This window comes from Nonomuraea sp. NPDC059007 (assembly GCF_042740555.1).
In the GTDB taxonomy this organism is placed as follows: domain Bacteria; phylum Actinomycetota; class Actinomycetes; order Streptosporangiales; family Streptosporangiaceae; genus Nonomuraea.
On record NZ_JBHYJD010000026.1, the window covers coordinates 65,188 to 85,698 of the forward strand.

A 20,511-nucleotide genomic window follows, 5' to 3' on the forward strand; every position below is an offset into this window, starting at 1 on the left:
GCCCTACTCCCACCTGAAGAACCTGGCCGCCGCCGTACCGATGAGCACGGCGTATCCGGCCAGGACGACCAGCAGCATCAGGCTCGGCGGCTGGCCTGTCCAGACCTGCGCGAGCACCTGCCTGAAAGCACCCAGAGGAGTGTATTCGCCAATCCCCGCCACCAAGGCGGGCATCTGGTTGACCGGCTGGATCAGACCGGCCAGGTAGGCCATCGGGAAGTACAGCAGGACACCGACGCCGTTGGCGGAGCGGCCGGTCTTGGCCAGGGCGGCGATGAGCAGGCCGATGGAGAACATCGCCGCGACACCGAGCGTGAGCGCCGCCGCGAGCGGCAGCGCGGCACCGGGGACGTGGGCGCCGATCACGCTGCCCGCGACCGACACCAGCAGCGCGCAGGCGATGACCACGAGCACCAGTTGCAGGGTCAACTGCACCACCAGCAGCGTGTACGGCCGGACCGGCGTGGTGGACATCCGGCGCAGGATCCCGCGCTCGCGATAGGAGGCCAGGGTGGTCGGCAGCAGGTACAGGCCCACCAGGCCGACCGACATGGCCAGCGTCATCGGCAGCAGCGTGGTGTCACCGGGCTGGATCGAGCTGCCGAACACCAGCAGGACGAACAGGGGGATGAGCATCGAGACGATCGAGCCCGGCTCGCGGGCCAGCAGCTTGACCTCGACGGTGGCGAGCTTGGTGAGAGCGGTCATGGCGGAAGTCCTTTGCGTAATCGGAGTCAGAGGGAGCGGCCGGTCAGGGCGACGAAGGCGTCGTCGAGGGTGCGCTTGTCGATGCGCAGGTCGCTGACCAGCACGTGGTGGCGGGCGAGCTGGGCGGTGACGGCGGTGGCGAAGTCGCCCCGGCCGCTGACGACCACACGGTCGGCGGTCACGGTGACCTCCGCGACGCCGGGCAGGCCGGCCAGCAGCGCCACCGGATCGCAGGGAGCCATCAGGGTGAAGCGGATCTCGTGGGCGGCGTCGAGCCCGTCGACCAGGCCGGCCGGCGTGTCCAGCGCCACGACCCGGCCCCGGTCCACCACGGCGACCCGGTCGCACAGCTCTTCGACCTCGTCCATGAAGTGGCTGACCAGCACCACGGTGACGCCGCTGTCGCGTACTTGCTTGATCAGCTCCCAGGTGGCGCGGCGGGCCTGCGGGTCCAGGCCGGTGGTCAGCTCGTCGAGGAAGGCCACCCGCGGGTTGCCGATCAGCGCGAGGGCGATGAACAGCCGCTGCTTCTGGCCGCCGGACAGCTTGCCGAAGCGGGCGTCGCGCTTGTCGGCCAGCCCCCACTGCTCCAGCAGCTCGCGCCAGTCGCGCGGCCGGGAGTAGAAGGCGGCGTAGAGGTCCAGGGCCTCCCAGACCTTGATCGTGTCGGGCAGCTGGGTGTGCTGGAGCTGGACGCCGATCTGCTCGCGCAGCGCCCGGCCGTCGGCGGCCGGGTCGAGGCCGAGCACCCTGATCGTGCCGCCGTCGGGCTTGCGCAGCCCTTCCACGCACTCCACGGTGGTGGTCTTGCCGGCGCCGTTGGGGCCCAGGATGCCGAAGATCTCGCCCTCCGCCACGGAGAACGACACACCCTCCAGCACGTTCAGCTGTCCGTAGCTCTTGCGGAGGCCGGTGACTTCGATGATTGCCATGGCAAAAGCATCGCGATCTGCCGCTTTTCCCGAATCGACCGTGCGGCCACACCACGGGCCGCCCGAGGCTGAACCTCGAATCAGCCGTTCGGTGGATGGCGGGGATCTAGATCACCTGTCAGCCCCGCTTCAGGGAGTTCCCTGCCCGCTTCTCCTGGGGCCGCTCCGGCATCGGAAGGTCAGGGCTGCTTCCCGATGATCCGGTCGAACCATTCACAGACTTCCTGGGCCAGGCGGGTGGCTATTCCTCGATGGTGATTCCCATCGCGCCGGCCAGGGCGAAAACCAGCCCCTGCGCGTCCCGGCTCTTGATGATCGCGCCCTTGAAGCTGGTGACCCCGCCGATGCCCAGCAACACGCAGTCCGAGAAGTGCGTGCCGTCCATTTGCGCCTGGGAGAACTGGGCTCCGCTCAGATCGCAGCGTTCAAACCGGACTCCGCGCAGGTCGGCGTTCTGGAAATTGGCTTCTGGCATGACGCAGTCGCGGAAGACGGTGTTCTTGAACGTCGAGAATCGGAATCCGGTCAGGTCGGCGCGGCAGTTGTCGAAGAGCACCTCGCGGAATGTGCTTTCGGACCAGCTCATGCCGGTCAGCCGACTCGCTGATGCCAGGGCGCGATGCATGCCCGAGGCCCTCGCCGTCATGTTGGACAGGTCGCAGCGTTCCAGTTCCACGTCAGCGAACCCGGCCTGGCGCAAGTGGGTACCGGCGAAGCTGGTCACGACGAAACGGCAGCCTTCGTAGTCGACTGCTTCCGCTTGGCGGTCGGCCAGGTCGCTGCCGTGGAATTCCAGGCCGCGGTAGGTGCCGTCGTCCTGCAGGTCGTGTTCGGGCGGTCGCGCCGCGGCCAGCGGCGAGGGCAGCTTCGGGGCGGTCGGCGCTTTGAGCGGTTTCGGTCGTGCGTGAGGAGGTTGGGAGGACATCGAGCGCCAGCCTAGCCTGTTCAAGACGCCTAAGGATCACGCCTTGAGCCCGGCGCCGGCCAGGTCGCACCGCACGAACGCCGCGGCGGATCGGGACTTTATGGGGAGAGCTGGGAGACGTCAGACGGTGAAGACGCGCTCGGCTTCGTCGCGCTGGGTGTGCAGGTCCCAGTAGAGAGGGGCGATCTCCTCGGCCTCCGCGGTCGGGGCTCCGGGAGGGCCGCCCGCGCCGATCCACACCCCGATGGCGACGTGCGCGGCCTGGATACCGGTGCCGGCCAGCTCCTTGTGCAGGTTGAGCACCCAGTTGCGCAACGCTGCCTGGGCGGCGTTGACGTTGCCGAGTATCGGGTGGGGATCGACCGAGCCGCCTCCGTTGGTGTAGAGCAGGGTGCCCGCGCCGGCCTCGCGCATCGCGGGCAGGACGGCCTGGGTGGCGGTGATGGCGCTGTAGAACAGCAAGTCGATCAGCCCCTGCACATCGGACGGCTTGGTCTCGGACGGGGAGGCGAGGGCCAGGGAGCCGATGCTCGGGGCCGGGGAGTGCTCCAGGACATCGATGCCGCCGAAGCGAGCGGCGGCATCCTTGAGGGCCTGGGCCAGCGCGTCGTGGTCGAGCACGTCCGCCGGGAACGCGGCGGCGGTGATGCCCTCCGCGGTGAGCCGGCCGACTAGGTCGTCGAGTTTGGCCCGGTTGCGGGCGATGAGAGCGACGTTGTAGCCCTGGGAACCGAAGGTACGGGCGATGGCGAGGCCCATGCCGGGGCCGGCGCCGACGATGGCGAGAGTAGGCATGATCAGTTCGCTTTCACTTGAGCCGGCGGAGCTGTCCAGTCCGCACCAGGGGCGACTTTCACAGCAGCCCCTCCAATTCCTACTATTTGTGCGTAACGTCAAGATAGGACAGTATGGAGAGGCTTACAAAAGGCACATCACTGTGCGTCACGGAGGGAGATGTGCGTCATGGAGCACGCAGGGGGACCGGCGAGCGCCGCGAGCCGGGGGCCCTGCGCGGCGATCCCGGCCGACCAGATGGCCTTCATCCGCCAGATCCTGGACCGGGTCGGCGACAAGTGGAGCATGCTGATCATCGCGATCCTGGAGGACGGCGCCCTGCGCTACACCGACCTCCAGCGCGATGTCCCCGGCATCTCCCAGCGCATGCTCACTCACACCCTGCGCCAGCTTCAGCAGGACGGGCTGATCACCCGCACGGCCTACGCGGAGGTTCCGCCGCGCGTGGAGTACGCCCTCACTCCCCTCAGCCGCGGCCTGCTCGACATCGTCAAACAGCTGATCGGCTGGGCCTCCGACCACCACGACGACATCCGCGCCCACCGCGACCGCGCCGCCGCCGGGTCCTGACAGCCGCGAATGGCCGCCGCCGTACGCCGGGACCTGGGCATCACCGTCCAACGCAAGCCCCGGCACCGCGGCGAAGAAGTCGCAGCGTGGCCTCCCCGTAGAGCGCGACCTGTTCGCCTCCGCCGAGCTCCACCTGCCGAGCCGCCTGGCCCGCCGTGGTGAGGCGGGCTTTGACGGCGTTCGCCACGGGGCCGTGTCGTCGGTTTCCTGCGGCTGAGGGGGTCACCTTGTCGGCCGTCTTTCAGAACCGGCCGGGCAGGTCAGGTAGGGGAGCGGTGAGCGTGGGCGGGGTCGATGTGCTCGGGTAGGGCACCGCCGGGCAGCGCATGCCAGGAGCGGGAAGCGTCTGCTCGATGAGGTAGCGGTCGATCGCGCCGCGGGTGCACTCACTGCGGTTGTAGATGCTGTGTCCCCAGCCTTCGTAGGTCAGCAGCCGCGCCTCACCGCCGATCTGGCCGGCCGCGTTCACCGCCCAGGCGTGGCCCGTGGCTGGATCATGCCGTGCGTTGCCCAGCAGCAAGGCCGGGGTTCCGTCGACCTTCAGCCGGTGCTGCGGGTTGGGGATCGCGGCCGGTTCGCCGAGGCAGGCCATGGTGAAGGAGAACGTGAGCGGGCTTACCCGCATGTCAGGCGCGATGCGCTGCGAGCGGCGCAGGAGGGCCGCGAACTCGCGGTAGTCCCGGATCGGCAGGTGGAAGTCCTGGCAGACGATCCGCATGGGGTTGGCGGTGTGCGGGGCCTGACGCTGCGCCGGCTCACGTGTGAAGATCTCCGGCAGCGCTTTCGAGGGCATGGCGCCGTTGCTGATCGTCACCATCATCTCGGCGAGTTCGCGCCAGTAGGGCCCGTAGGCGGCTTGGAAGGGGAGCCTGATGAGGTCGAGCTTGGTCAGCACCCGGGTGGGTTCGCCGGGGAAGTGCAACTCGCCGTGTTCGGCGCGGGCGAGCAGCTTCGCCCAGAAGGCGCGCAGGTCGCTGCCATGCAGTGCGCAGGCGCTGTCTCGTTCGCACCAGGCCGCGAACTCCGCGAAGGAGTCCTGGGCCGCGGCGGCCCCTGTGTCGAGGAACGCGGTGGTGCGCAGGCTGTGGTCGATGTTGCTGTCCAGGGCGAGCGCCCGGACCCGGCGGGGGAACCGCTCGGCGTAAAGCTGCCCGATCAGCGTGCCGTAGGAAAGGCCGTAGTAGGTGAGCTTCCTGTCGCCGACGGCGGCGCGCAGCGTGTCCAGGTCGTTGACGACGCTGAGCGTGTCGACGTGGTCGAACAGCGGTCCGGTCCTGGCCCGGCAGTCGGTGCGGAGCCGGTCGTTGTAGTCGAGCCATCGGTCGAAGTCGGCCTGGCTCTTCAGGAACGGGTCCGCCGGCGCCTGCCGCATGAGGTCGGCGGAGCAGACCACAGGGTTGCTGCGCGCCACACCGCGAGGGTCGAATCCGACGATGTCGAACCTTCGGGTGATCTCTTCGCTGAAGTAGCCCTTGCGGCTCAGGGCGAAGTCGACCCCGGATTCGCCGGGGCCACCCGGGTTGATGATCAGGGAGCCTGTTCTGGCCGTGGGATCGGTGGCCTTCCGCCTGGCCACGGCCAGGTCGATGGTGGGGCCGCCGGGTTTCGCCCAATCGATGGGGACGGTCAAGGTGCCGCAGTCCGCGGTCGGGTCCGCGGCGCACGGCGCCCAGGCGATGGCCCGGCCGGCGGGCGTGGCGGCGCTCTCAGGAACGACCGCCGCCGCGGTTTCGAGAGGGCTCAGGACCGTGACCGTCATCAGAACGACGCTGAGGATGCGAACGGATCTTGGCATGCTTCTCCGGTCATCAAGCGGATTGGCAGGGCCCCGCGACTGTCGGGTGGGCGATTCGTCCAGATTATTGATCACGTCCAACGGGTGTGCCCATGCGACGTAAGGATGAAATGACTGATGGTCCTTTGGAGGGTTGCCGGTGAACGGGCAGCCGGGCGGGATCTCCGCCCGGCTGCCCGTGCCCCCGTGTTTACGCGCCCATCGTGAAGCCGAACTCCGCTTCGGCGATGCTGAAGGGCACGTCCCAGTTCTTCGCCTCGGTGTTGGTGTGGAAGGCGAAGGCGACCCCGCTGTCCGGGCTGCTCAACGCGAAGAACATGTGTCCCCAGTAGCTGCCGGCCATGCCGCGGATGGTGAGTCCGCCCGTCACCGTCTTGTCGAGCTCGAACATGCCGAGGCCGTAGCGGGTGTGCGGCAGCCAGCCGGCGCCGTCGGTCGAGACCGTGGTCCACATCTTGCGGTGTTGCCCCGGAGGCAGCAGGGTGCCGCCGGCCAGGGCGTCGAGGAGCCGGATGGCGTCGCCGGTGGTCGAGACGATGTTCCCTGTCTCCCAGGAAGTGTTGAACTCGGTGACGTCGAGGGGTTCGAGCCCCGGCTCCTCGAACATCGACTCCCAGTTCTCCGTGGTGACGTCCGCGGGGTCGACGCCGTCCTTGTAGAACTGGGTCGAGTACGCCCGCGGCGACGGGCCGCGGTATCCCGTGTCCCCTCCGCTGCGCGGGTAGGTGTTGGTCAGGCCGAGCGGCTGGATGACGGCGCGCTGGATCTCCTCGGCGTAGGTGTTGCCGGTGATCTTCTCGATGATCGCATTGGCGATGTAGAAGCCGCCGTTGGCGTACAGGAAGCGCTCACCGGGCTGCCCGACGGGCGGCTCGGAGACCGCCAGCTTCAGCAGTTCGGCACGGGTCCATTCGTCGAAGCGGTGCTCGTCGAACGTGGACCGGCTGGCGTAGTTGCCGATCAGCCCCGGCGCGAGGCCCGTGGCGAACAGGCCGCTGGTGTTGCCGAGCAGGTGCCTGATGGTGATCCGGTCACCGTCGTAGCCATTGGTCAGCACGCCGGGCAGCCATTTGTTCACCGGGTCCTCGAGGTCCACCCGGCCCTCGGCCTCCAGGGTGAGGAGCGTCGCGGCGGTGATGCCCTTGGCGCCGCTGCCGATGGGCAGGAATTCTCCCGGTACGCGCGGTGCTCCGGTCGTGAGGTCGGACACCCCGGCGGTGCCGAACCAGGAACCATCGGCGTTCTTGACCTCGATGGCGATGCCGGGGATGTCGAGCTCGGCCACCGCCCGGTCGAGGATCTGCTGGGTCTTGTCGTGCCCGTTGCCTGTCATGTCGTACCTTTCACCGAGCTGTTCTTGTCACCGAGCTGTTCTTGTCACCGAGTTGTTCTTGTCACCGAGCTGTTCTTGACGCTCTCGACGATGCCGATCGACGATGACAGCGCACTCACAGCGCTACGACAGGCGGCGTGGTTCCTGTAAGCGGGTCCTCACCCGAGGTCGCGGACCGGAACGGAGAATGCGCGTGCGAGTGCCGCGGCCGGAATGTTGCAATGATCGTCGTGGATACGAATCCGTCGATCAATGAACCCGGCCTTGCGCTCGCGATGGAGCAGAATCTCGCCGAGCATGCCTGCCACCTGCACCGGAACCTGGAAGGCGCGTCCGTCACCGAGACGGGAGACCTGCTGATCGCCGACAGCGGCCTGGCCGACGACACCTTCAACATCGTCGCGGCGGCCCGCTTCACCCCGGCCACCGCCCAGGCGCGCACCGCGGAAACCGCCCGCACCCTGGCCGCCACCGGCCGCCCTTTCTCCTGGTGGGTGGGCCCCGCCTCCACACCGGCCGACCTTGCCGAGCATCTCAAGGCCGCCGGGCTCGAAGTCTCGGAGACCGAGATGGGCATGTGGAAGGACCTGCGTGCGCCCCTCCCCGAGGCGTACGCCGACGGCCTGGACATCCGCCCGGTGACCACCCCCACCCAGCTCGCCGACTACGCCACGGTCCTCGCCGCGAACTGGATCCCGCCCGCCGCCGCCGTGCGCCGGTTCTTCGCCGACGCCGCTCCATGGGCGCTCGCCGCGGACTGCCCGGCCCGGTACCTGGTCGGCTACGTCGACGAGCGTCCCGTCTGCTCGGCCGAGGTTTTCCTGTCCGCGGGCGTCGCCGGCATCTACAACATCGCCACTCTCCGCACCGCCCGTCGCCGCGGCTACGGTGGCGCCATCACCCTGGCCACCCTGCGCACCGCCCGCGCCGCGGGCTACGAGACCGCTGTGCTGCAGGCATCGGCCGACGGCGAACCCGTCTACCGCCGCCTCGGCTTCACCGCCTGCGGCCGCTTCACCGAGTACGCCATCACCCCCTGACCCATCACAGCCACCCACCCCGGCGCGCCAGGGTCCGCCACGGGGTGGGTCAGAAACCGATGGCTTCGCGGAGCAGCAGGACGGTCGCGCGTCCCGGGTGGGGTTCGGCGTTGAGGACGAGAAGGCCGTCGATGCCGGACAGGCGCACGGTCTCGCTGGACGCGGTGAACACTCCGGCGCCCGCGGGGATCAAAGCTTTGAGGTGGGTACGCGCGGCGGCGACGTCGTCGAGGATCTCGACGGCGAAGTTGTGCGCCCTCAGCGCGGCCGCCGTTCGCTCCAGGCGCTACTCCGACGCCGGTTCCGTGAACGGTGCCGCCGTCACCTGGGCCGAGCCCGGTAGCGGGGTGGTGTCGTAATACCTGACCTCGAAGACGCGTTCGGTGAACTTCCAGCCCTCGGGGGTACGCCGGTAGCGGTCGTGGAAGAGGGAGTAGTTGAGCATCGAACCGCCGTCGCGCAGGCGTCCGAGTTCGCAGATGTAGGCGCGGCCGGACGCGGTGTCGCCGTCGAGCAGGATCGCACCCGGGTGCGTGGTCTGCACGAAGTAGTCCCACGCCTGCGACAGTTGCCCGGCGCCGGCGCGGATCGCCTCCCGGCCGGCGTGCTCGATGCCGGCGTCGGGGATGCGGTACACGGCGTCGCGGGTGAACAGGGACGCCAAGCGGTCGTGGTCGCCCATCATCGCCGCGTCGGTGAACTCGCCGCGCAGCGCCTCGATCTCGACGCGGTCCGCGGCCGCCTGAAAGTCGTTCATCGCTGCCTCCTGGTTGTCCGCCTTCTGGGTGGCGGATTCGCCGCTATGACGATGCAGTGCCGCGAATTGTGAAGTGACGCGCCACTTCACAATCCGGGGCGCTACGTCGTCTGACCGGTGAGGAAGACGCGACCAAGGGAGTCCTTCACACCATGACCACCCCCATCGATCCCGGGCTGAGCGCGATCACGGAGGAGCGGCGCCGGCTGATCAACGTCACCTACCGCCTCCTCGGCTCACTGGCCGACGCCGAGGACGCCGTGCAGGAGACCTACGCCCGCTGGTACGCCCTGTCGCCGCGCCAGCGGGAGGACATCGAGTCCCCGAGCGCGTGGCTGACCAGGGTCGCCGGCCGGATCTGCCTGGACCTGCTCGGCTCGGCACGGGCGCGGCGGGAGCGGTACACGGGCCAGTGGATCCCCGAGCCGCTGCCCGAACCCGGTGAGTGGAACAGCGCACGCCCGGCCGACCCGGCCGACCGGGTCACCCTGGACGAGTCGGTCGGCATGGCCTTCCTGGTCGTGCTCGAAGCGATGACGCCGGCCGAGCGCGTCGCGTTCATCCTGCACGACGTCTTCCGCTATCCCTTCGCCGAGGTGGCCGAGATCGTCGGGCGTACCCCGGAGTCATGCCGCAAGCTGGCCTCCTCGGCCCGCCGCCGCGTCCAGTCCGCCCAGCTCTCCGCGACCCCGAACGGGCGCAAGGCCGGCATCGTCAGGGAGTTCAAGCAGGCGTGGGAGGCCAGGGACATCGGCGCCCTCGTCGCTCTGCTCGACCCGCACGCCACGTCGATCGCCGACAGTGGCGGCCTGGTCAGCGCACTGCTTCAGCCCATCGAAGGCGGCGAGCGGATCGCGTACACCTGGATCGGCATTCTCGGCCGGGCGCCCGGCCTGACGCTGGTGGAGCACACGGTCAACGGCCAGCCCGGCCTGGTCGCCCGGCAGGACGGCGTCACCACGACGGTGTTCGCCTTCGACATCGCGGGCGACCGGATCAAGCGCATCTGGGCGGTACGCAACCCCGACAAGCTCCGGCCCTGGACGGGCCCACCGGAGGCGTGTCGTTCGTCGCCACATGTCCCGCCGTCCGGGCCTTCATCGGGTTCAGCCCAGGTACGGCCGGCGTGCGGGCCAGAGCGCGGCCATCACCGCGCGGCGGAGTGACCCGCCCGCGCCGGGGCATCCTGGTCCCCGATCCACGCGCAGCCGCTGGCCGGGGTTCCGGTGGAGGCGATGACCGTGTCCAGGTTGTCACGGGTGCGGGTCAGCGCGGTGATCTGCGCGTTGATGCGATCACGCTCGGCGGCCAGCCGGGCACGCGATTCGGGAGTGCTGACCTGGGCATCGACGCAGGGCAGCAGTTCGGCGATGGTCCGGCTGGACAGACCGGCGGAGTAGAGCATCTGAATCAGCTCGACGCGGTCGGCCGCGGACTCGGGATAGTGACGCTGCCCGGACTCGCTCCGGTCCGCCTCCAGCAGCCCCTGTTCCTCGTAGTAACGCAGGGCCCGCACGCTGACGCCCGATCGCGCCGCCAACTCGCCGATACGCACCGTGACCTCCATCACAACACTTGCCTCTGACGTCAACGTCAGGTTTTAGCCTAACCGGTATGCAGATCAACGGAGCACATGTGCTGGTCACCGGCGCCAACCGGGGCCTGGGCCGGCAATTCATCCTTTCCCTCCTCGACCGTGGCGCCGGCAAGGTGTACGCGACCGCCCGCCGTCCCGACCTCATCGACGTACCGGGAGTCGTCCCGCTGCGCCTGGACATCACGGACCCGGCGTCGGTCGCCGCCGCGGCCGCCGCGGCACCCGACGTCAAGATCGTCATCAACAACGCGGGCATCTCCACCGGCACGAACCTCATCGCCGGGGACCTGGACACGATCCGCCGCGAGATGGACACCCACTTCTACGGCACTCTCAACGTGATCCGCGCCTTCGCACCGCGGCTGGCCGACGGCGCGATCCTCAACGTCCTGTCCGCGATCTCCTGGCTAGCCTTCAACGGCCAGGGCGCCTACCACGCGGCCAAGGCCGCCGAGTGGGCACTCACCAACAGCGTCCGCCTGGAACTGGCCGGCCAGCGTACCTTGGTGACGGGCCTGCACCTGGGCGCCGCCGACACCGACATGATGGCCTGGTACGACGGCGACAAGACCGCGCCCGAGGCGGTCGTCGCAGCGGCCCTCGACGGCATCGAGGCGCACCGGCCCGAGGTGCTCGCCGACGCCTGGAGCCGCCAGGTGAAGGCGTGGCTGTCCGAGGACCCGAACGTCATCTACCGGGAAGCAGAGGCCGCCCTCACGGCCTGACCTCCCACGTGAACCACACGCCAGAGCGCGGCCGATCGGCTCAGGTGGTGTTCGAGCTCACCGCGTACGCCGTGCTGAATCCGGAACCCGGGGGACCATCCGCGACCGATTAGGTTTCCGCGCCGCGTCCGTCTGTACGTGTGAGAGCGACTCAAAGGAGGCCGGCACGATGCGGAAACTGATCTTCGCCATGAACCTGAGCCTGGACGGCTACATCGCCGCGCCCGGCGACGACATCGGCTGGGGCGGGCCGCCGAGCGACGAACTGTTCCAGTGGTGGCTCGACCGGGAGCGGGCGATCGGGCTGTCGTTGTACGGGCGCAAGCTGTGGGAGACGATGAGCTCCTACTGGCCGACCGGCGACCAGCAGCCCAACGCGACCCCGGCGGAGATCGCGTTCGCGCGGAACTGGCGGGACACGCCGAAGGTGGTGTTCTCCTCGACGGTCGACAAGGTCGACTGGAACACCCGCCTGGTCACCGGCGACGCGGTCGCCGAGATCACCCGGCTCAAGGCCGAGGACGGCGCCCCGATGGGCATCGCCGGCGCGACGCTGGCCGGGGCGGCCATGCGGGCCGGGCTGATCGACGAGTACGCCCTGGCCACCTACCCGGTCCTGGTCGGCGGCGGCACGCCGTTCTTCACGGCATTGGACGGCTGGGTGAACCTGACCCTGCTGGAGACACGGACGTTCCCCGGCGGCGTGGTCCTGACCCGATACCAGACGAGGCGATGAGGGAGCCTTCCCCGGGCCCCTTGCTCATTCCCCAGTGACTTCGGTGACGTTGGGGACTTGCCCGATCACAGGGGGCAGGCCCAGCCACGGCTTGCCGGCGGCGTCGAATCCGGTGAGCTCGGCGATCTTCCCGTCGACGATGTGCAGGACCGCGATGGCGAACAACCGGTACTCCGCGTCGCCGGGGGCGCGGAGGTACATCGCGGCGGCAGGCATGCGGTTGACCGTCGTGGCGACGCAGCGCCAGTCGTCGTGGCCGCGCTGGAAGAGCCCGCCGGAGACCCAGCCGTCCACCGCGTCTCTGGCCGTGACGATCAAGGTGCCCGGGTCGGGCAGCATGGCGAAGCGCAGGTCGTCGCGCAGCAGGGCCATCAGCCCGTCGAGGTCGTTGCGCTCATGGGCGTCGATGTACGACTTCACCACGCCGCGCTCGTCATCCGACAGCTCGTGGGTGGCGGGGCTGCGCCAGTCGAGGCGGCGGCCGGGTAGCTGCTCGCGCATCGTCACGCGCGCCCGCTGCAGCGCGCTGGTCACCGATGCGACGGTCAGTTCGAGGGCGTCGGCGGCCTTCGACGCCGGCCAGCCCAGGACGTCGCGCAGGATGAGCACCGCCCGCTGCCGCGGCGGCAGGTGCTGGACGGCCACGATGAACGCCAGCTCGATCGTCTCCCGCGCCACCACCGAGTCCTGCGGGTCCTCGGGGAGCATCCGGTCGGGGTACGGCTGCAGGTTCAGCAACTCGGCCGGCACGGGTGTGCGGTCGTTGCGCTTGTCCAGGAAGTCGAGGCAGGCGTTCGTCGCGATCCGGTACAGCCAGGTCCGCAGCGTGGCGTGGCCCTTGAACGACTCCCGCTTGTTCCACGCTCGCAGGAACGTCTCCTGCGTCATGTCCTGGGCGTCCTCGTAGTTCGCGAGCATCCGGTAGCAGTGCACCTGCAGCTCACGGCGGTGGCGCTCGGTGAGGAGCGCGAACGTCGCCGTGTCGTCCGATCGGACCGCCGCGATGAACGTGGCCTCGTCGTCGCCCGGCGGTCTGGCGTCGGTCATGGTCGTCAATCCTTCCACGGGTGGTGAGGGGCTACCAGAACTGACGACGCGGCGGAGGATTTCTGATCGGTGAACCCGGATAGTCCAAGATAGCGATCGCCTTTGGCAACGATTACCTCAATCCCAGGGTGCGGGAGATCGAGGAGGGTACATGAGGCTGCGCAAGCAGGTCAGATTTCCGGTCCGGCCCATCACGCGGCATTATGAGAGGTGGTTGACATGAGCTCGGCCTTTTATTACCGCACCGTCTCCGACTCTTCCTGGACGACAATCCAGGACCCAAAGGAGGGGTGCTACGACCTCCACGCGGACGTCAGCCTCGCGCAGAACAAGACCAACTTCAAAGCGCTTCTTTATACGACATATTCGTGCAACGAAGACCACCTGCATCATGCGCTCATCCCCAACGAAACGTGGGACGGCGGCCTGACGACAATCAGATCCGTCCGTTTCGAAGCGTCCTGACCTGACGCCGCCGGGCGGGTCGTTTGGAGCGGGTCATGCCATTGGTGGTGATATGCGGCCCGCGGAGTGCGTAAGAACGAAAAGCCCACCGCGTCCCTACGAACAGACCCCGCCGTCCCGAACACCAGAGCGGCCCTCGGCCTGTCGCTCTACCCACCATCCAGTCGCCTGGCGACCGTGTCGAGTGTCGGCCAAGGAGGACCCTCGCGCAGCGCGCGCAGGAGTTCCTCCCCGAACCGGCTCCCGTTCGGAAGCTGGTCGCCGCGTTTCCAACGCCACGCCGCGACCATCGCGAGCACGAGCTGCCGGCACTCGCCCAGCAGCCCTTGGTCAACGTTCGGATAGTGCGCGCAGACCGCCTCGGCGACATGGGCGAGATCGAACTCGACGGGTCCACGGCAGCACGTCTCCAGGTCGATGAACAACGGGCCGTTCATCGTGGCGAGCACGTTGCCCGGATGCGGCTCGCCGTGGAGCAACTGCTCGACGGCGCCGCGGTCCTCGATCGCCCGTCGCAGGCTGCCCAGCCTGCCGCTGAGGAACGCGCGGTCCGCGCCGGCGAGCTCTGGCGAGAGAGCAGGATGGGCGACGACCTCTTCCGCCTCCGCGATGCGATCCGTGAACCGCTGGCCCGGCACGTCGACCTCGCGCATGCCGGCGTGAAGTTGCTCCAGTGCCTTGGCGTAGTCGGCTGGTGAGGTGTGAGGGGTCACGGGTTCGTAGTAGGTCCACAGCGTCACGGTGAAGCCGTCGCGCGTGTACACGCGTGGCTCCACCCGAGGTTCCAGGAGGCCGGTCGGGCATCCGGCGCGGGCGAGCCGTACAGCGAGCTCGACTTCGAACTGCGCGGCCTCATGCCCCGCGGGGGCGACCCGGGCAAGGACGTCGCACGGCGTCAGCCGCAGCGCCACCCTGTTCGAGTTGTGGAGAACGATGGCGTCGCCGGCCGGCAGGTCGAGTGACGCGGCGACCGAAGTCGCGGCCGCGATCGCGCGCGTGATGTCGGTCATGTCCACCCTGGAATCTTGGCATTGCTGCTCCGTGATCATCGGGAGATGAGCGTGGCGATCGCGGTGAAGGCCGCCTCGGGGTCCGCGGGCGCCCTGCCCTGGGCCAGCAGCGGTCCGCCGCCGCCCTTGCCGTCGAGCACCGCCTTGACCAGGGTCCCGGCCGACAGTCCCGCGCCGCCCGCCGCCTCGTTGAGCGCCACGACGAAGCCGCCGGGTGAGGCCACCGCCACCACGGCGGCGCGGGCCGGAAGGCGGTCGCGGACCAGTTCGGCCAGTACGCGCGGGTCGAGGTCGGTGCGGGCCGTGGCCAGCAGCGCGGGGCCGAGGTCGCGGGCCGCCTCGGCCACCCCGGCCGCCTCGGCGGTGAGCAGGCGTTCGCGCAGTTCCTGGGCTTGGCGTTCGGCCTGCTTCATGCGTTCGAGCAGGCCCGCGACGCGGCCGGGGAGTTCGGCGCGTGGCGCGTTGAGCTGTTCGGCCAGGCGGGCGACGAGGTCGCGTTCGCGGGCCAGGTAGCGGAAGGCCTCGATACCGGTGACCGCCTCGACGCGGCGCTGGCCGGCGCCGACGGAGGACTCGGCGGTGAGCGCGATGGCGCCGATCTGCGCGGCGTGCTCGACGTGGGTGCCGCCGCAGAGCTCGCGCGACCAGGCGCCGCCGATCTCGACGACGCGGACCGTCTCGTCGTAGGTCTCGCCGAACAACGCCAGCGCGCCCTCGGCGCGGGCCTCGGGCAGCGGCATGAACCGCACCTCGACCGGCAGGTCCCGGCGGACGGCGAGGTTGGCGACCTCCTCGATCTCGCTGCGCGTGGCCGTGGACAGCCCGCCGCGCCAGGAGAAGTCGAGCCGCAGGTAGCCGGGCCGGTTGTAGGAGCCGGACTGCAGGGCGGCGGGTCCGAGCACCTCGCGCAGCGCCGCGTGCACGACGTGGGTGCCCGAGTGCGCCTGCCGCGCGCCCAGCCGCCAGTCCGCGTCCACAGCGGCATGTACGGCGGAGCCGACGCCGACCGAGCCGCCGGTGATCCGGACCTGGTGCACGATCAGCCCCTTGACCGGTCGCTGCACGTCGAGGACCGCCCCGGCGAACGAGGGGCCGCGCAGCTCGCCGGCGTCGCTGTCCTGGCCGCCGGACTCGGCGTAGAAGGGTGTGCGATCGAGCACGATCCCGACGATCTCCCCTTCCGCGGCAGTCTCGGCGGGTACGCCGTCCCGCAGGAGGGCCACCACGGTGGCGTCGGTGTCGAGCGTCCGGTAGGCCAGCCAGTCGGTGGGGCCCACGCGGCCGAGCACGTCGCGGAAGACGCCGGTGCCGGCGTGACCACGCTTCTTGGCCTGCGCGTCGTCCTTGGCACGCCGGCGCTGCTCGCCCATCAGCCGCCGGAATCCGTCCACGTCCACCTCCAGGCCGCGTTCGGCCGCGATCTCCACGGTCAGGTCGATCGGGAAGCCGTAGGTGTCGTGCAACCGGAACGCGGTGGCTCCCGGCAGCCGGAGGGGAGCGGCGGCCAGTTCCCGGTCGAGAACGACGTTGCCCTGCTTGAGGGTGGCGTCGAACGCCCGCTCCTCGCCGTGGGCGTAGGAGGAGATGCGCTCGAAGCCGGCGGCCACCTCCGGATAGGAGGCCGCCATGCAGTCGCGGGCCACGGGAAGGAGCTCGGGCAGCGCCGGTCCGTCGTGGCCGAGCAGCCGCACGGCACGCACCGCGCGGCGCAGGATCCGGCGCAGGACGTAACCCCGGCCCTCGTTGGCGGGGGTGACTCCGTCGGAGATCAGCATGAGCGCGGTGCGGACGTGGTCGGCGACGACGCGCAGCCGTACGTCGTCATCCTTGTTCGCCCCGTACGGCGTGCCGGTCAGCGCGGCGGCGGCGTCGAGGATCGGGCGGGTCTCGTCGATCTCGTAGATGTTGTCCACGCCCTGCAGCAGCGCGGCCATGCGTTCCAGGCCCATGCCGGTGTCGATGTTGCGGGCGGGCAGCTCGCCGAGGATCGGGTAGTCCTCCTTGCCGGTGCCTTCCCCGCGCTCGTACTGCATGAAGACGAGGTTCCAGAACTCCAGGTAGCGGTCCTCGTCGACCTCGGGACCGCCTTCGGGGCCGTAGGCGGGGCCGCGGTCGTAGTAGAGCTCCGAGCAGGGGCCGCACGGTCCCGGCACGCCCATGGACCAGAAGTTGTCCTTCTTGCCCCGGCGCACGATGCGCTCCTCGGGCAGGCCGACGACGTCGCGCCAGATGGTGTACGCCTCGTCGTCCTCGTGGTAGGCCGTCGCCCAGACCTTGGCCGGATCCAGGCCGTAGCCGCCGTCGGCGACCGGTGTGGTGGACAGCGTCCAGGCCAGCCGGATGGCCTCCTCCTTGAAGTAGTCCCCGAAGGAGAAGTTGCCGTTCATCTGGAAGAACGTGCCGTGCCTGGTGGTCTTGCCGACCTCGTCGATGTCGAGGGTGCGCACGCACTTCTGCACGCTGGCCGCCCGGGGGTACGGCGGGGCGCTCTGCCCGAGCAGAAAGGGCTTGAACGGCACCATCCCGGCGTTGACGAACAGCAGGTTCGGGTCGGCGGCGGGCAGGGGCGCGCTGGGGACCACGGTGTGCCCCGCGGCCGAGAAGTGATCCAGGAAGCGCCGTTTGACCTCAGCCGTTCTCATGAGTCGCATATTATTCGTAGTTGCAAATCAATCGCGATAAGGAGTCGGTGTGGCCGTTGTCCTGGGGATCGAAACCTCGTGCGACGAGACCGGCGTCGGCGTCGTCGCCGGCGGGCGCGTCCTGGGCGCGGCGCTGGCCTCCTCGATGGACGAGCACGCCCGGTTCGGCGGCGTGGTGCCGGAGATCGCCGCCAGGGCGCACCTGGAATCCCTGGTCCCCTGCCTGCGCACGGCCATGGAACAGGCGAAGATCGAGCCCGGCGACGTCGACGCGATAGCGGTCACCTCCGGCCCCGGACTGGCCGGCGCGCTGCAGATCGGGCTGGCCGCCGCCAAGTCACTCGCGCTCGCCTGGAACAAGCCGTTGTACGGCGTGCACCACCTGGCCGGGCACGTCGCCGCCGACACGCTGGAGCATGGGCCGCTGCCGGAGCGCTCGATCGCGCTGATCGTCTCCGGCGGCCACACCTCGCTGCTCATGCTGGGCGACCTGGCCCGCGACCCGATCGCGCACCTGGGCGACACCCGCGACGACGCCGCGGGGGAGGCGTTCGACAAGGTGGCCCGCCTGCTCGGCCTCGGCTACCCCGGCGGCCCCTCGGTCAGCCGAGCGGCCACCGAGGGCGACCCGGCCGCCATCGCCTTCCCGCGCGCCATGCTCGGCCAGGGCTACCATTTCTCCTTCTCCGGACTGAAGACCGCCGTGGCCCGCCACGTCGAGCGCGGCGAGCGGAACGTGCCGGACATCGCCGCCTCCTTCCAGGAGGCCGTGGTCGACATCCTGACCCGCAAGGCCGTCGCCGCCTGCCTGGAGCACGACGTGCGTACCCTGCTGATCGTCGGCGGCGTCGCCGCGAACGCACGCCTGCGCGAGGTGGCGGCGGCGCGCTGCGCCGCGGCGGGCATCGCCCTGCGTGTCCCGCCGCCCGCGCTGTGCACGGACAACGGCCTGATGATCGCCGCCGTCGGCGACCTGCTGGCCGAGGCCGGGCACCCACCGGCCACCCTCGGCCTGTCCACCGACTCTTCCGCCCTGCTGACACGGGCGGTTTGTGTATGACCTGACATGGCTTGGGTGCGCCGGCAGGGGGACGGCCCGCCCCACCAGGAGCGGGCCGATACTACGGACGGTCCTCAGCAGGAGATGGAGGCCTCCACGCTGACGCCGTCGTTGTCGACCGTGACCTTGAACGACCCCGTGATGGCGGTGGTGACCGAGGGCGCCGGGTCGACCCGGACGAACACCGGGTCACCCTCGCGCAGAGCCCGGGCGACCGGCGCGAACGCGGAACGGGTACGCTCCAGCCTCATCCGGGACAGCCCGGTCTGCTGCGCCCTCGAGAGCGCGAACAGCCTGGCGAGCAGCAGCCGTGGATCGCGGTCGAGCTCGGCGGCGACCTGCCAGGCCAGTTCGTCGTCGGCGCGGATCTGGTCGACGATGCGCTGCGCGTCCTCGGTGGTGACCGGGGTGGCCACGGGGAACTTCTCGATGGTGTTGGCCATGTTCATCCTTCTGTTGAGGTTTGCCACCCACACTTCGGTTGTGGCCGGCACCCTGGATGACTCCTGACATCGGCGTTCTGACGCGCTCGAGCGTGGTCGATACGGGTCGCCATCGGCGCCGCCCCGCCAGGTACCCGGTGACCTAGGCTCTGGGCATGGCCCGTATCCCGTACGCGGACATGTCCGCCTTGCCCGACGACCTGCGGGAGTGGCATGCGAGGTTGCCGCCGAACTCCCATCTGTTCATGATGGTCGCCCACTCCGAAGCGAGCGCGGCGACGCTCATGCGGGTGGGTCTGCAGCAGATCAGGGACCTGGAGCTGCCGGCGCGGCTGCGTGAACTCGCGGCGAACGCCACCGCCTGCGTGCTCGGCGCGGACTATCTGCGCGTCCGGCACAACCCGCCCGGTGTGCCGATCACGCCGGACGAGCGCGCGGCGGTCTACCGCGGCGACCACTCCGGGTTCGGCGGCATCGATCTGGCCGTGCTCACCTTCGCGACGGCGGTGGCGCGCGGGCTGCCGGTGGACGACGCGGTGTTCGCACCGGTCCGCGCCGGACTGAGCGACCGCCAGATCGTCGAGCTGATTCAGGTCATCGGCTACTACTGGATGTTCGGGCAGTTCGCGAACGTTCTGCGGATCGAGGCCGAGCCGTACGAGAAATGAGCACGGTTCTGGAGGCTGTCCGGGTGCTCGAGAGCCGACAGGCTCAATCAGCCGATCGGCGGGGCGAGGTATTCCAGCGCGTAACCGCCCCCGGACGGGGTTACACGGACGATGCCGGGTGAGTCGAGGTGGGCGCCGGCTACGAAGTGGTGCGGCTGGGTCAGCCGTTCGAGGAGGGCCGCTCGCGCGGTGCGGGCCTGGGACTGGTCCCCGTCGAGTTCCCAGGACACCTTCGGCTGATCGAATGGGAGCGTGGGAACGTGGACGGTGTCGCCCCAGGCGAGAAGGTGGCCGGTGCCGCTCCTGACGTCGTAGACGGTGTGGCCGGGGGTGTGGCCCGGTGTCGGGATCGCGGTGACCCAGTCGTTGATCGCGACACTCTCCGACACGGGTACGACCCGGTCGCGGGTGTCGCCCGCGCCGATCCACACGCGTTCGAGTTTGGTGAACGCCTCGGACCCGTCCGGTGCGATCAGGCCGCTCACGTGGTCTTCGTGCTTGTGGGTGAGCGGGATCATCGAGACCCTGAACGCCGGCACTCCCTGTTCTTCCAGGCCGACGCGGACCACGGCTTCGCCAACCGAACCAACGCCCCCTGCGAGTACATCATGGTCATCTCACGCAGGACCTGATCGGGCTGTCCTACCTTGACGGGTCAAGGTAGTCTCTTCGCTGAGCCACCTGAAGCGACGAGGAGAGGAGCACGACAATGGCTGACCTGCCGGCCTTTGTGTACGTCACCTTCATCCAGGCCACGCCGGAGCGCGTCTGGCACGCGCTGACCGACGCCGACGTGACCGCCGAATACTGGGCAGAGCACCGCAACGTCTCCGACTGGCAGGTCGGCTCGGCCTGGGAGCACCCGCGCACCGATGGTTCCGGGATCGTCGACCTCGTGGGCACGGTACTGGAGGCCGTACCGCCCAAGCGGCTGGTGATCACCCGGTCCGGCCCGAACGAGGAGCGGCCCGGCGGGCCCGGCCGGGTCACCTTCGACATCGAGCCGCACGGCGACATCGTCCGCCTCACCGTCACCCACGAGAACCTGTCCGACCACAACGAACACGTCTCGGTCTCCGCCGGATGGCCGTCCGTACTGGCCAACCTCAAGACCTTCCTGGAGACCGGGCACGTCCTCCCGCAAGGACCATGGGAGATGTACGCGGAGATGCGCGCCGCCCGCATGGCGCTCAACGACCCCAAGTGACTCAGGGGCGGCGGTGGCACAGGGCGCGGCGCCCGTCGCGGGGATGGTGGTGGCGT

The 20,511-nt window shown here is 69.6% G+C and carries 23 protein-coding genes; 9 read left to right on the forward strand and 14 right to left on the reverse strand.

Annotation, left to right across the window (positions count from 1 at the left end; all coding sequences use genetic code 11):
* Nucleotides 1-3: 3 nt before the first annotated feature.
* From ACFWY5_RS35015 to ACFWY5_RS35030, 4 genes are all read right to left on the reverse strand, one after another.
* Nucleotides 4-708, reverse strand: coding sequence for an ABC transporter permease (locus ACFWY5_RS35015; protein WP_379615897.1), 705 nt, complete (start codon nucleotides 706-708; stop codon nucleotides 4-6).
* Nucleotides 709-734: 26 nt separating this feature from the next.
* Entirely contained in the window at nucleotides 735-1,640 is a 906-nt protein-coding gene (locus ACFWY5_RS35020; protein WP_379637033.1) for an ABC transporter ATP-binding protein, read from the reverse strand.
* A gap of 241 nt (nucleotides 1,641-1,881) precedes the next feature.
* Nucleotides 1,882-2,565, reverse strand: a complete 684-nt coding sequence (locus tag ACFWY5_RS35025; protein WP_379637035.1) for a pentapeptide repeat-containing protein — start codon at nucleotides 2,563-2,565, stop codon at nucleotides 1,882-1,884.
* Between the two features lie 120 nt (nucleotides 2,566-2,685).
* Nucleotides 2,686-3,360 (reverse strand): SDR family NAD(P)-dependent oxidoreductase, encoded by a 675-nt coding sequence (locus tag ACFWY5_RS35030; RefSeq protein WP_379637037.1) that lies wholly within the window; start codon nucleotides 3,358-3,360, stop codon nucleotides 2,686-2,688.
* A gap of 168 nt (nucleotides 3,361-3,528) precedes the next feature.
* Here ACFWY5_RS35030 and ACFWY5_RS35035 point away from each other — a divergent pair, with 168 nt between their 5' ends.
* Nucleotides 3,529-3,930, forward strand: coding sequence for a winged helix-turn-helix transcriptional regulator (locus ACFWY5_RS35035; protein WP_379637039.1), 402 nt, complete (start codon nucleotides 3,529-3,531; stop codon nucleotides 3,928-3,930).
* 241 nt (nucleotides 3,931-4,171) lie between these two features.
* Here ACFWY5_RS35035 and ACFWY5_RS35040 read toward each other — a convergent pair whose 3' ends face one another.
* Nucleotides 4,172-5,689, reverse strand: coding sequence for an alpha/beta hydrolase (locus tag ACFWY5_RS35040; protein ID WP_379637041.1), 1,518 nt, complete (start codon nucleotides 5,687-5,689; stop codon nucleotides 4,172-4,174).
* A 226-nt stretch (nucleotides 5,690-5,915) separates the two neighbouring features.
* Nucleotides 5,916-7,058 (reverse strand): serine hydrolase domain-containing protein, encoded by a 1,143-nt coding sequence (locus tag ACFWY5_RS35045; RefSeq protein ID WP_379637043.1) that lies wholly within the window; start codon nucleotides 7,056-7,058, stop codon nucleotides 5,916-5,918.
* Between the two features lie 230 nt (nucleotides 7,059-7,288).
* Here ACFWY5_RS35045 and ACFWY5_RS35050 point away from each other — a divergent pair, with 230 nt between their 5' ends.
* Nucleotides 7,289-8,098, forward strand: a complete 810-nt coding sequence (locus ACFWY5_RS35050) for a GNAT family N-acetyltransferase (protein WP_379637045.1) — start codon at nucleotides 7,289-7,291, stop codon at nucleotides 8,096-8,098.
* Between the two features lie 49 nt (nucleotides 8,099-8,147).
* On the opposite strand, the gene ACFWY5_RS35055 is transcribed toward ACFWY5_RS35050, so the two are convergent.
* Nucleotides 8,148-8,291, reverse strand: coding sequence for a hypothetical protein (locus ACFWY5_RS35055; RefSeq protein ID WP_379637047.1), 144 nt, complete (start codon nucleotides 8,289-8,291; stop codon nucleotides 8,148-8,150).
* A 93-nt stretch (nucleotides 8,292-8,384) separates the two neighbouring features.
* Complete coding sequence (locus ACFWY5_RS35060; protein ID WP_379637049.1) at nucleotides 8,385-8,855, reverse strand: nuclear transport factor 2 family protein; 471 nt, start codon at nucleotides 8,853-8,855, stop codon at nucleotides 8,385-8,387.
* Between the two features lie 152 nt (nucleotides 8,856-9,007).
* Here ACFWY5_RS35060 and sigJ point away from each other — a divergent pair, with 152 nt between their 5' ends.
* Nucleotides 9,008-10,021, forward strand: coding sequence for an RNA polymerase sigma factor SigJ (gene sigJ / locus ACFWY5_RS35065; protein WP_379637051.1), 1,014 nt, complete (start codon nucleotides 9,008-9,010; stop codon nucleotides 10,019-10,021).
* On the opposite strand, the gene ACFWY5_RS35070 is transcribed toward sigJ, so the two are convergent.
* Nucleotides 10,003-10,410, reverse strand: coding sequence for a MerR family transcriptional regulator (locus ACFWY5_RS35070; protein ID WP_379637053.1), 408 nt, complete (start codon nucleotides 10,408-10,410; stop codon nucleotides 10,003-10,005). The two genes, sigJ and ACFWY5_RS35070, sit on opposite strands and share 19 nt — an antisense overlap.
* Nucleotides 10,411-10,469: 59 nt before the next feature.
* On the opposite strand from ACFWY5_RS35070, the gene ACFWY5_RS35075 reads away from it, so the two are divergent.
* Both ACFWY5_RS35075 and ACFWY5_RS35080 read left to right on the forward strand, forming a co-directional pair.
* Nucleotides 10,470-11,177 carry an SDR family oxidoreductase gene (locus tag ACFWY5_RS35075; protein WP_379637055.1) on the forward strand — a complete coding sequence of 236 codons (708 nt, stop codon included), beginning with the start codon at nucleotides 10,470-10,472 and terminating at the stop codon, nucleotides 11,175-11,177.
* A gap of 169 nt (nucleotides 11,178-11,346) precedes the next feature.
* On the forward strand, nucleotides 11,347-11,913 hold the full coding sequence (locus tag ACFWY5_RS35080; protein ID WP_379637057.1) for a dihydrofolate reductase family protein: 567 nt from the start codon (nucleotides 11,347-11,349) through the stop codon (nucleotides 11,911-11,913).
* Between the two features lie 24 nt (nucleotides 11,914-11,937).
* On the opposite strand, the gene ACFWY5_RS35085 is transcribed toward ACFWY5_RS35080, so the two are convergent.
* Entirely contained in the window at nucleotides 11,938-12,960 is a 1,023-nt protein-coding gene (locus ACFWY5_RS35085) for an RNA polymerase subunit sigma-70 (protein WP_379637059.1), read from the reverse strand.
* Between the two features lie 219 nt (nucleotides 12,961-13,179).
* Between ACFWY5_RS35085 and ACFWY5_RS35090 the strand changes: the two genes are divergently transcribed.
* A complete protein-coding gene (locus ACFWY5_RS35090; RefSeq protein ID WP_379615927.1) occupies nucleotides 13,180-13,425 on the forward strand; it encodes a hypothetical protein in 246 nt (81 codons plus the stop codon).
* A gap of 149 nt (nucleotides 13,426-13,574) precedes the next feature.
* On the opposite strand, the gene ACFWY5_RS35095 is transcribed toward ACFWY5_RS35090, so the two are convergent.
* Together ACFWY5_RS35095 and alaS are read right to left on the reverse strand one after the other, a co-directional pair.
* A complete protein-coding gene (locus ACFWY5_RS35095; protein WP_379637061.1) occupies nucleotides 13,575-14,435 on the reverse strand; it encodes a phosphotransferase in 861 nt (286 codons plus the stop codon).
* Nucleotides 14,436-14,470: 35 nt separating this feature from the next.
* A complete protein-coding gene (gene alaS / locus ACFWY5_RS35100; RefSeq protein ID WP_379637063.1) occupies nucleotides 14,471-17,077 on the reverse strand; it encodes an alanine--tRNA ligase in 2,607 nt (868 codons plus the stop codon).
* 49 nt (nucleotides 17,078-17,126) lie between these two features.
* Here alaS and tsaD point away from each other — a divergent pair, with 49 nt between their 5' ends.
* Nucleotides 17,127-18,137, forward strand: coding sequence for a tRNA (adenosine(37)-N6)-threonylcarbamoyltransferase complex transferase subunit TsaD (gene tsaD, locus ACFWY5_RS35105; protein ID WP_379637065.1), 1,011 nt, complete (start codon nucleotides 17,127-17,129; stop codon nucleotides 18,135-18,137).
* A gap of 74 nt (nucleotides 18,138-18,211) precedes the next feature.
* Here the strand turns inward: tsaD and ACFWY5_RS35110 are convergent, their stop codons facing one another.
* Nucleotides 18,212-18,580: a hypothetical protein gene (locus tag ACFWY5_RS35110; protein ID WP_379615935.1), complete on the reverse strand. Its 369-nt coding sequence runs from the start codon at nucleotides 18,578-18,580 to the stop codon at nucleotides 18,212-18,214.
* Between the two features lie 155 nt (nucleotides 18,581-18,735).
* Between ACFWY5_RS35110 and ACFWY5_RS35115 the strand changes: the two genes are divergently transcribed.
* Complete coding sequence (locus ACFWY5_RS35115; protein ID WP_379637067.1) at nucleotides 18,736-19,248, forward strand: carboxymuconolactone decarboxylase family protein; 513 nt, start codon at nucleotides 18,736-18,738, stop codon at nucleotides 19,246-19,248.
* Between the two features lie 47 nt (nucleotides 19,249-19,295).
* Here ACFWY5_RS35115 and ACFWY5_RS35120 read toward each other — a convergent pair whose 3' ends face one another.
* Nucleotides 19,296-19,787 carry an MBL fold metallo-hydrolase gene (locus ACFWY5_RS35120; RefSeq protein ID WP_379637069.1) on the reverse strand — a complete coding sequence of 164 codons (492 nt, stop codon included), beginning with the start codon at nucleotides 19,785-19,787 and terminating at the stop codon, nucleotides 19,296-19,298.
* 170 nt (nucleotides 19,788-19,957) lie between these two features.
* Between ACFWY5_RS35120 and ACFWY5_RS35125 the strand changes: the two genes are divergently transcribed.
* Complete coding sequence (locus ACFWY5_RS35125; RefSeq protein WP_379637071.1) at nucleotides 19,958-20,455, forward strand: SRPBCC family protein; 498 nt, start codon at nucleotides 19,958-19,960, stop codon at nucleotides 20,453-20,455.
* Nucleotides 20,456-20,511 lie beyond the last annotated feature (56 nt).

What these genes read in the sequence shown, in the direction of transcription:
- ACFWY5_RS35090 (WP_379615927.1), top strand. Translation starts at nt 13,180, where the DNA reads ATGAGCTCGGCCTTTTATTACCGCACCGTCTCCGACTCTTCCTGGACG.
- ACFWY5_RS35085 (WP_379637059.1), bottom strand. Translation starts at nt 12,960, where the DNA reads ATGACCGACGCCAGACCGCCGGGCGACGACGAGGCCACGTTCATCGCG.
- ACFWY5_RS35095 (WP_379637061.1), bottom strand. Translation starts at nt 14,435, where the DNA reads ATGACCGACATCACGCGCGCGATCGCGGCCGCGACTTCGGTCGCCGCG.
- ACFWY5_RS35040 (WP_379637041.1), bottom strand. Translation starts at nt 5,689, where the DNA reads ATGACGGTCACGGTCCTGAGCCCTCTCGAAACCGCGGCGGCGGTCGTT.
- ACFWY5_RS35020 (WP_379637033.1), bottom strand. Translation starts at nt 1,640, where the DNA reads ATGGCAATCATCGAAGTCACCGGCCTCCGCAAGAGCTACGGACAGCTG.
- ACFWY5_RS35080 (WP_379637057.1), top strand. Translation starts at nt 11,347, where the DNA reads ATGCGGAAACTGATCTTCGCCATGAACCTGAGCCTGGACGGCTACATC.
- ACFWY5_RS35110 (WP_379615935.1), bottom strand. Translation starts at nt 18,580, where the DNA reads ATGGCCAACACCATCGAGAAGTTCCCCGTGGCCACCCCGGTCACCACC.
- ACFWY5_RS35035 (WP_379637039.1), top strand. Translation starts at nt 3,529, where the DNA reads ATGGAGCACGCAGGGGGACCGGCGAGCGCCGCGAGCCGGGGGCCCTGC.
- ACFWY5_RS35030 (WP_379637037.1), bottom strand. Translation starts at nt 3,360, where the DNA reads ATGCCTACTCTCGCCATCGTCGGCGCCGGCCCCGGCATGGGCCTCGCC.
- ACFWY5_RS35075 (WP_379637055.1), top strand. Translation starts at nt 10,470, where the DNA reads ATGCAGATCAACGGAGCACATGTGCTGGTCACCGGCGCCAACCGGGGC.
- ACFWY5_RS35015 (WP_379615897.1), bottom strand. Translation starts at nt 708, where the DNA reads ATGACCGCTCTCACCAAGCTCGCCACCGTCGAGGTCAAGCTGCTGGCC.
- ACFWY5_RS35115 (WP_379637067.1), top strand. Translation starts at nt 18,736, where the DNA reads ATGGCCCGTATCCCGTACGCGGACATGTCCGCCTTGCCCGACGACCTG.
- ACFWY5_RS35060 (WP_379637049.1), bottom strand. Translation starts at nt 8,855, where the DNA reads ATGAACGACTTTCAGGCGGCCGCGGACCGCGTCGAGATCGAGGCGCTG.
- alaS (WP_379637063.1), bottom strand. Translation starts at nt 17,077, where the DNA reads ATGAGAACGGCTGAGGTCAAACGGCGCTTCCTGGATCACTTCTCGGCC.
- ACFWY5_RS35125 (WP_379637071.1), top strand. Translation starts at nt 19,958, where the DNA reads ATGGCTGACCTGCCGGCCTTTGTGTACGTCACCTTCATCCAGGCCACG.
- ACFWY5_RS35025 (WP_379637035.1), bottom strand. Translation starts at nt 2,565, where the DNA reads ATGTCCTCCCAACCTCCTCACGCACGACCGAAACCGCTCAAAGCGCCG.
- ACFWY5_RS35045 (WP_379637043.1), bottom strand. Translation starts at nt 7,058, where the DNA reads ATGACAGGCAACGGGCACGACAAGACCCAGCAGATCCTCGACCGGGCG.
- sigJ (WP_379637051.1), top strand. Translation starts at nt 9,008, where the DNA reads ATGACCACCCCCATCGATCCCGGGCTGAGCGCGATCACGGAGGAGCGG.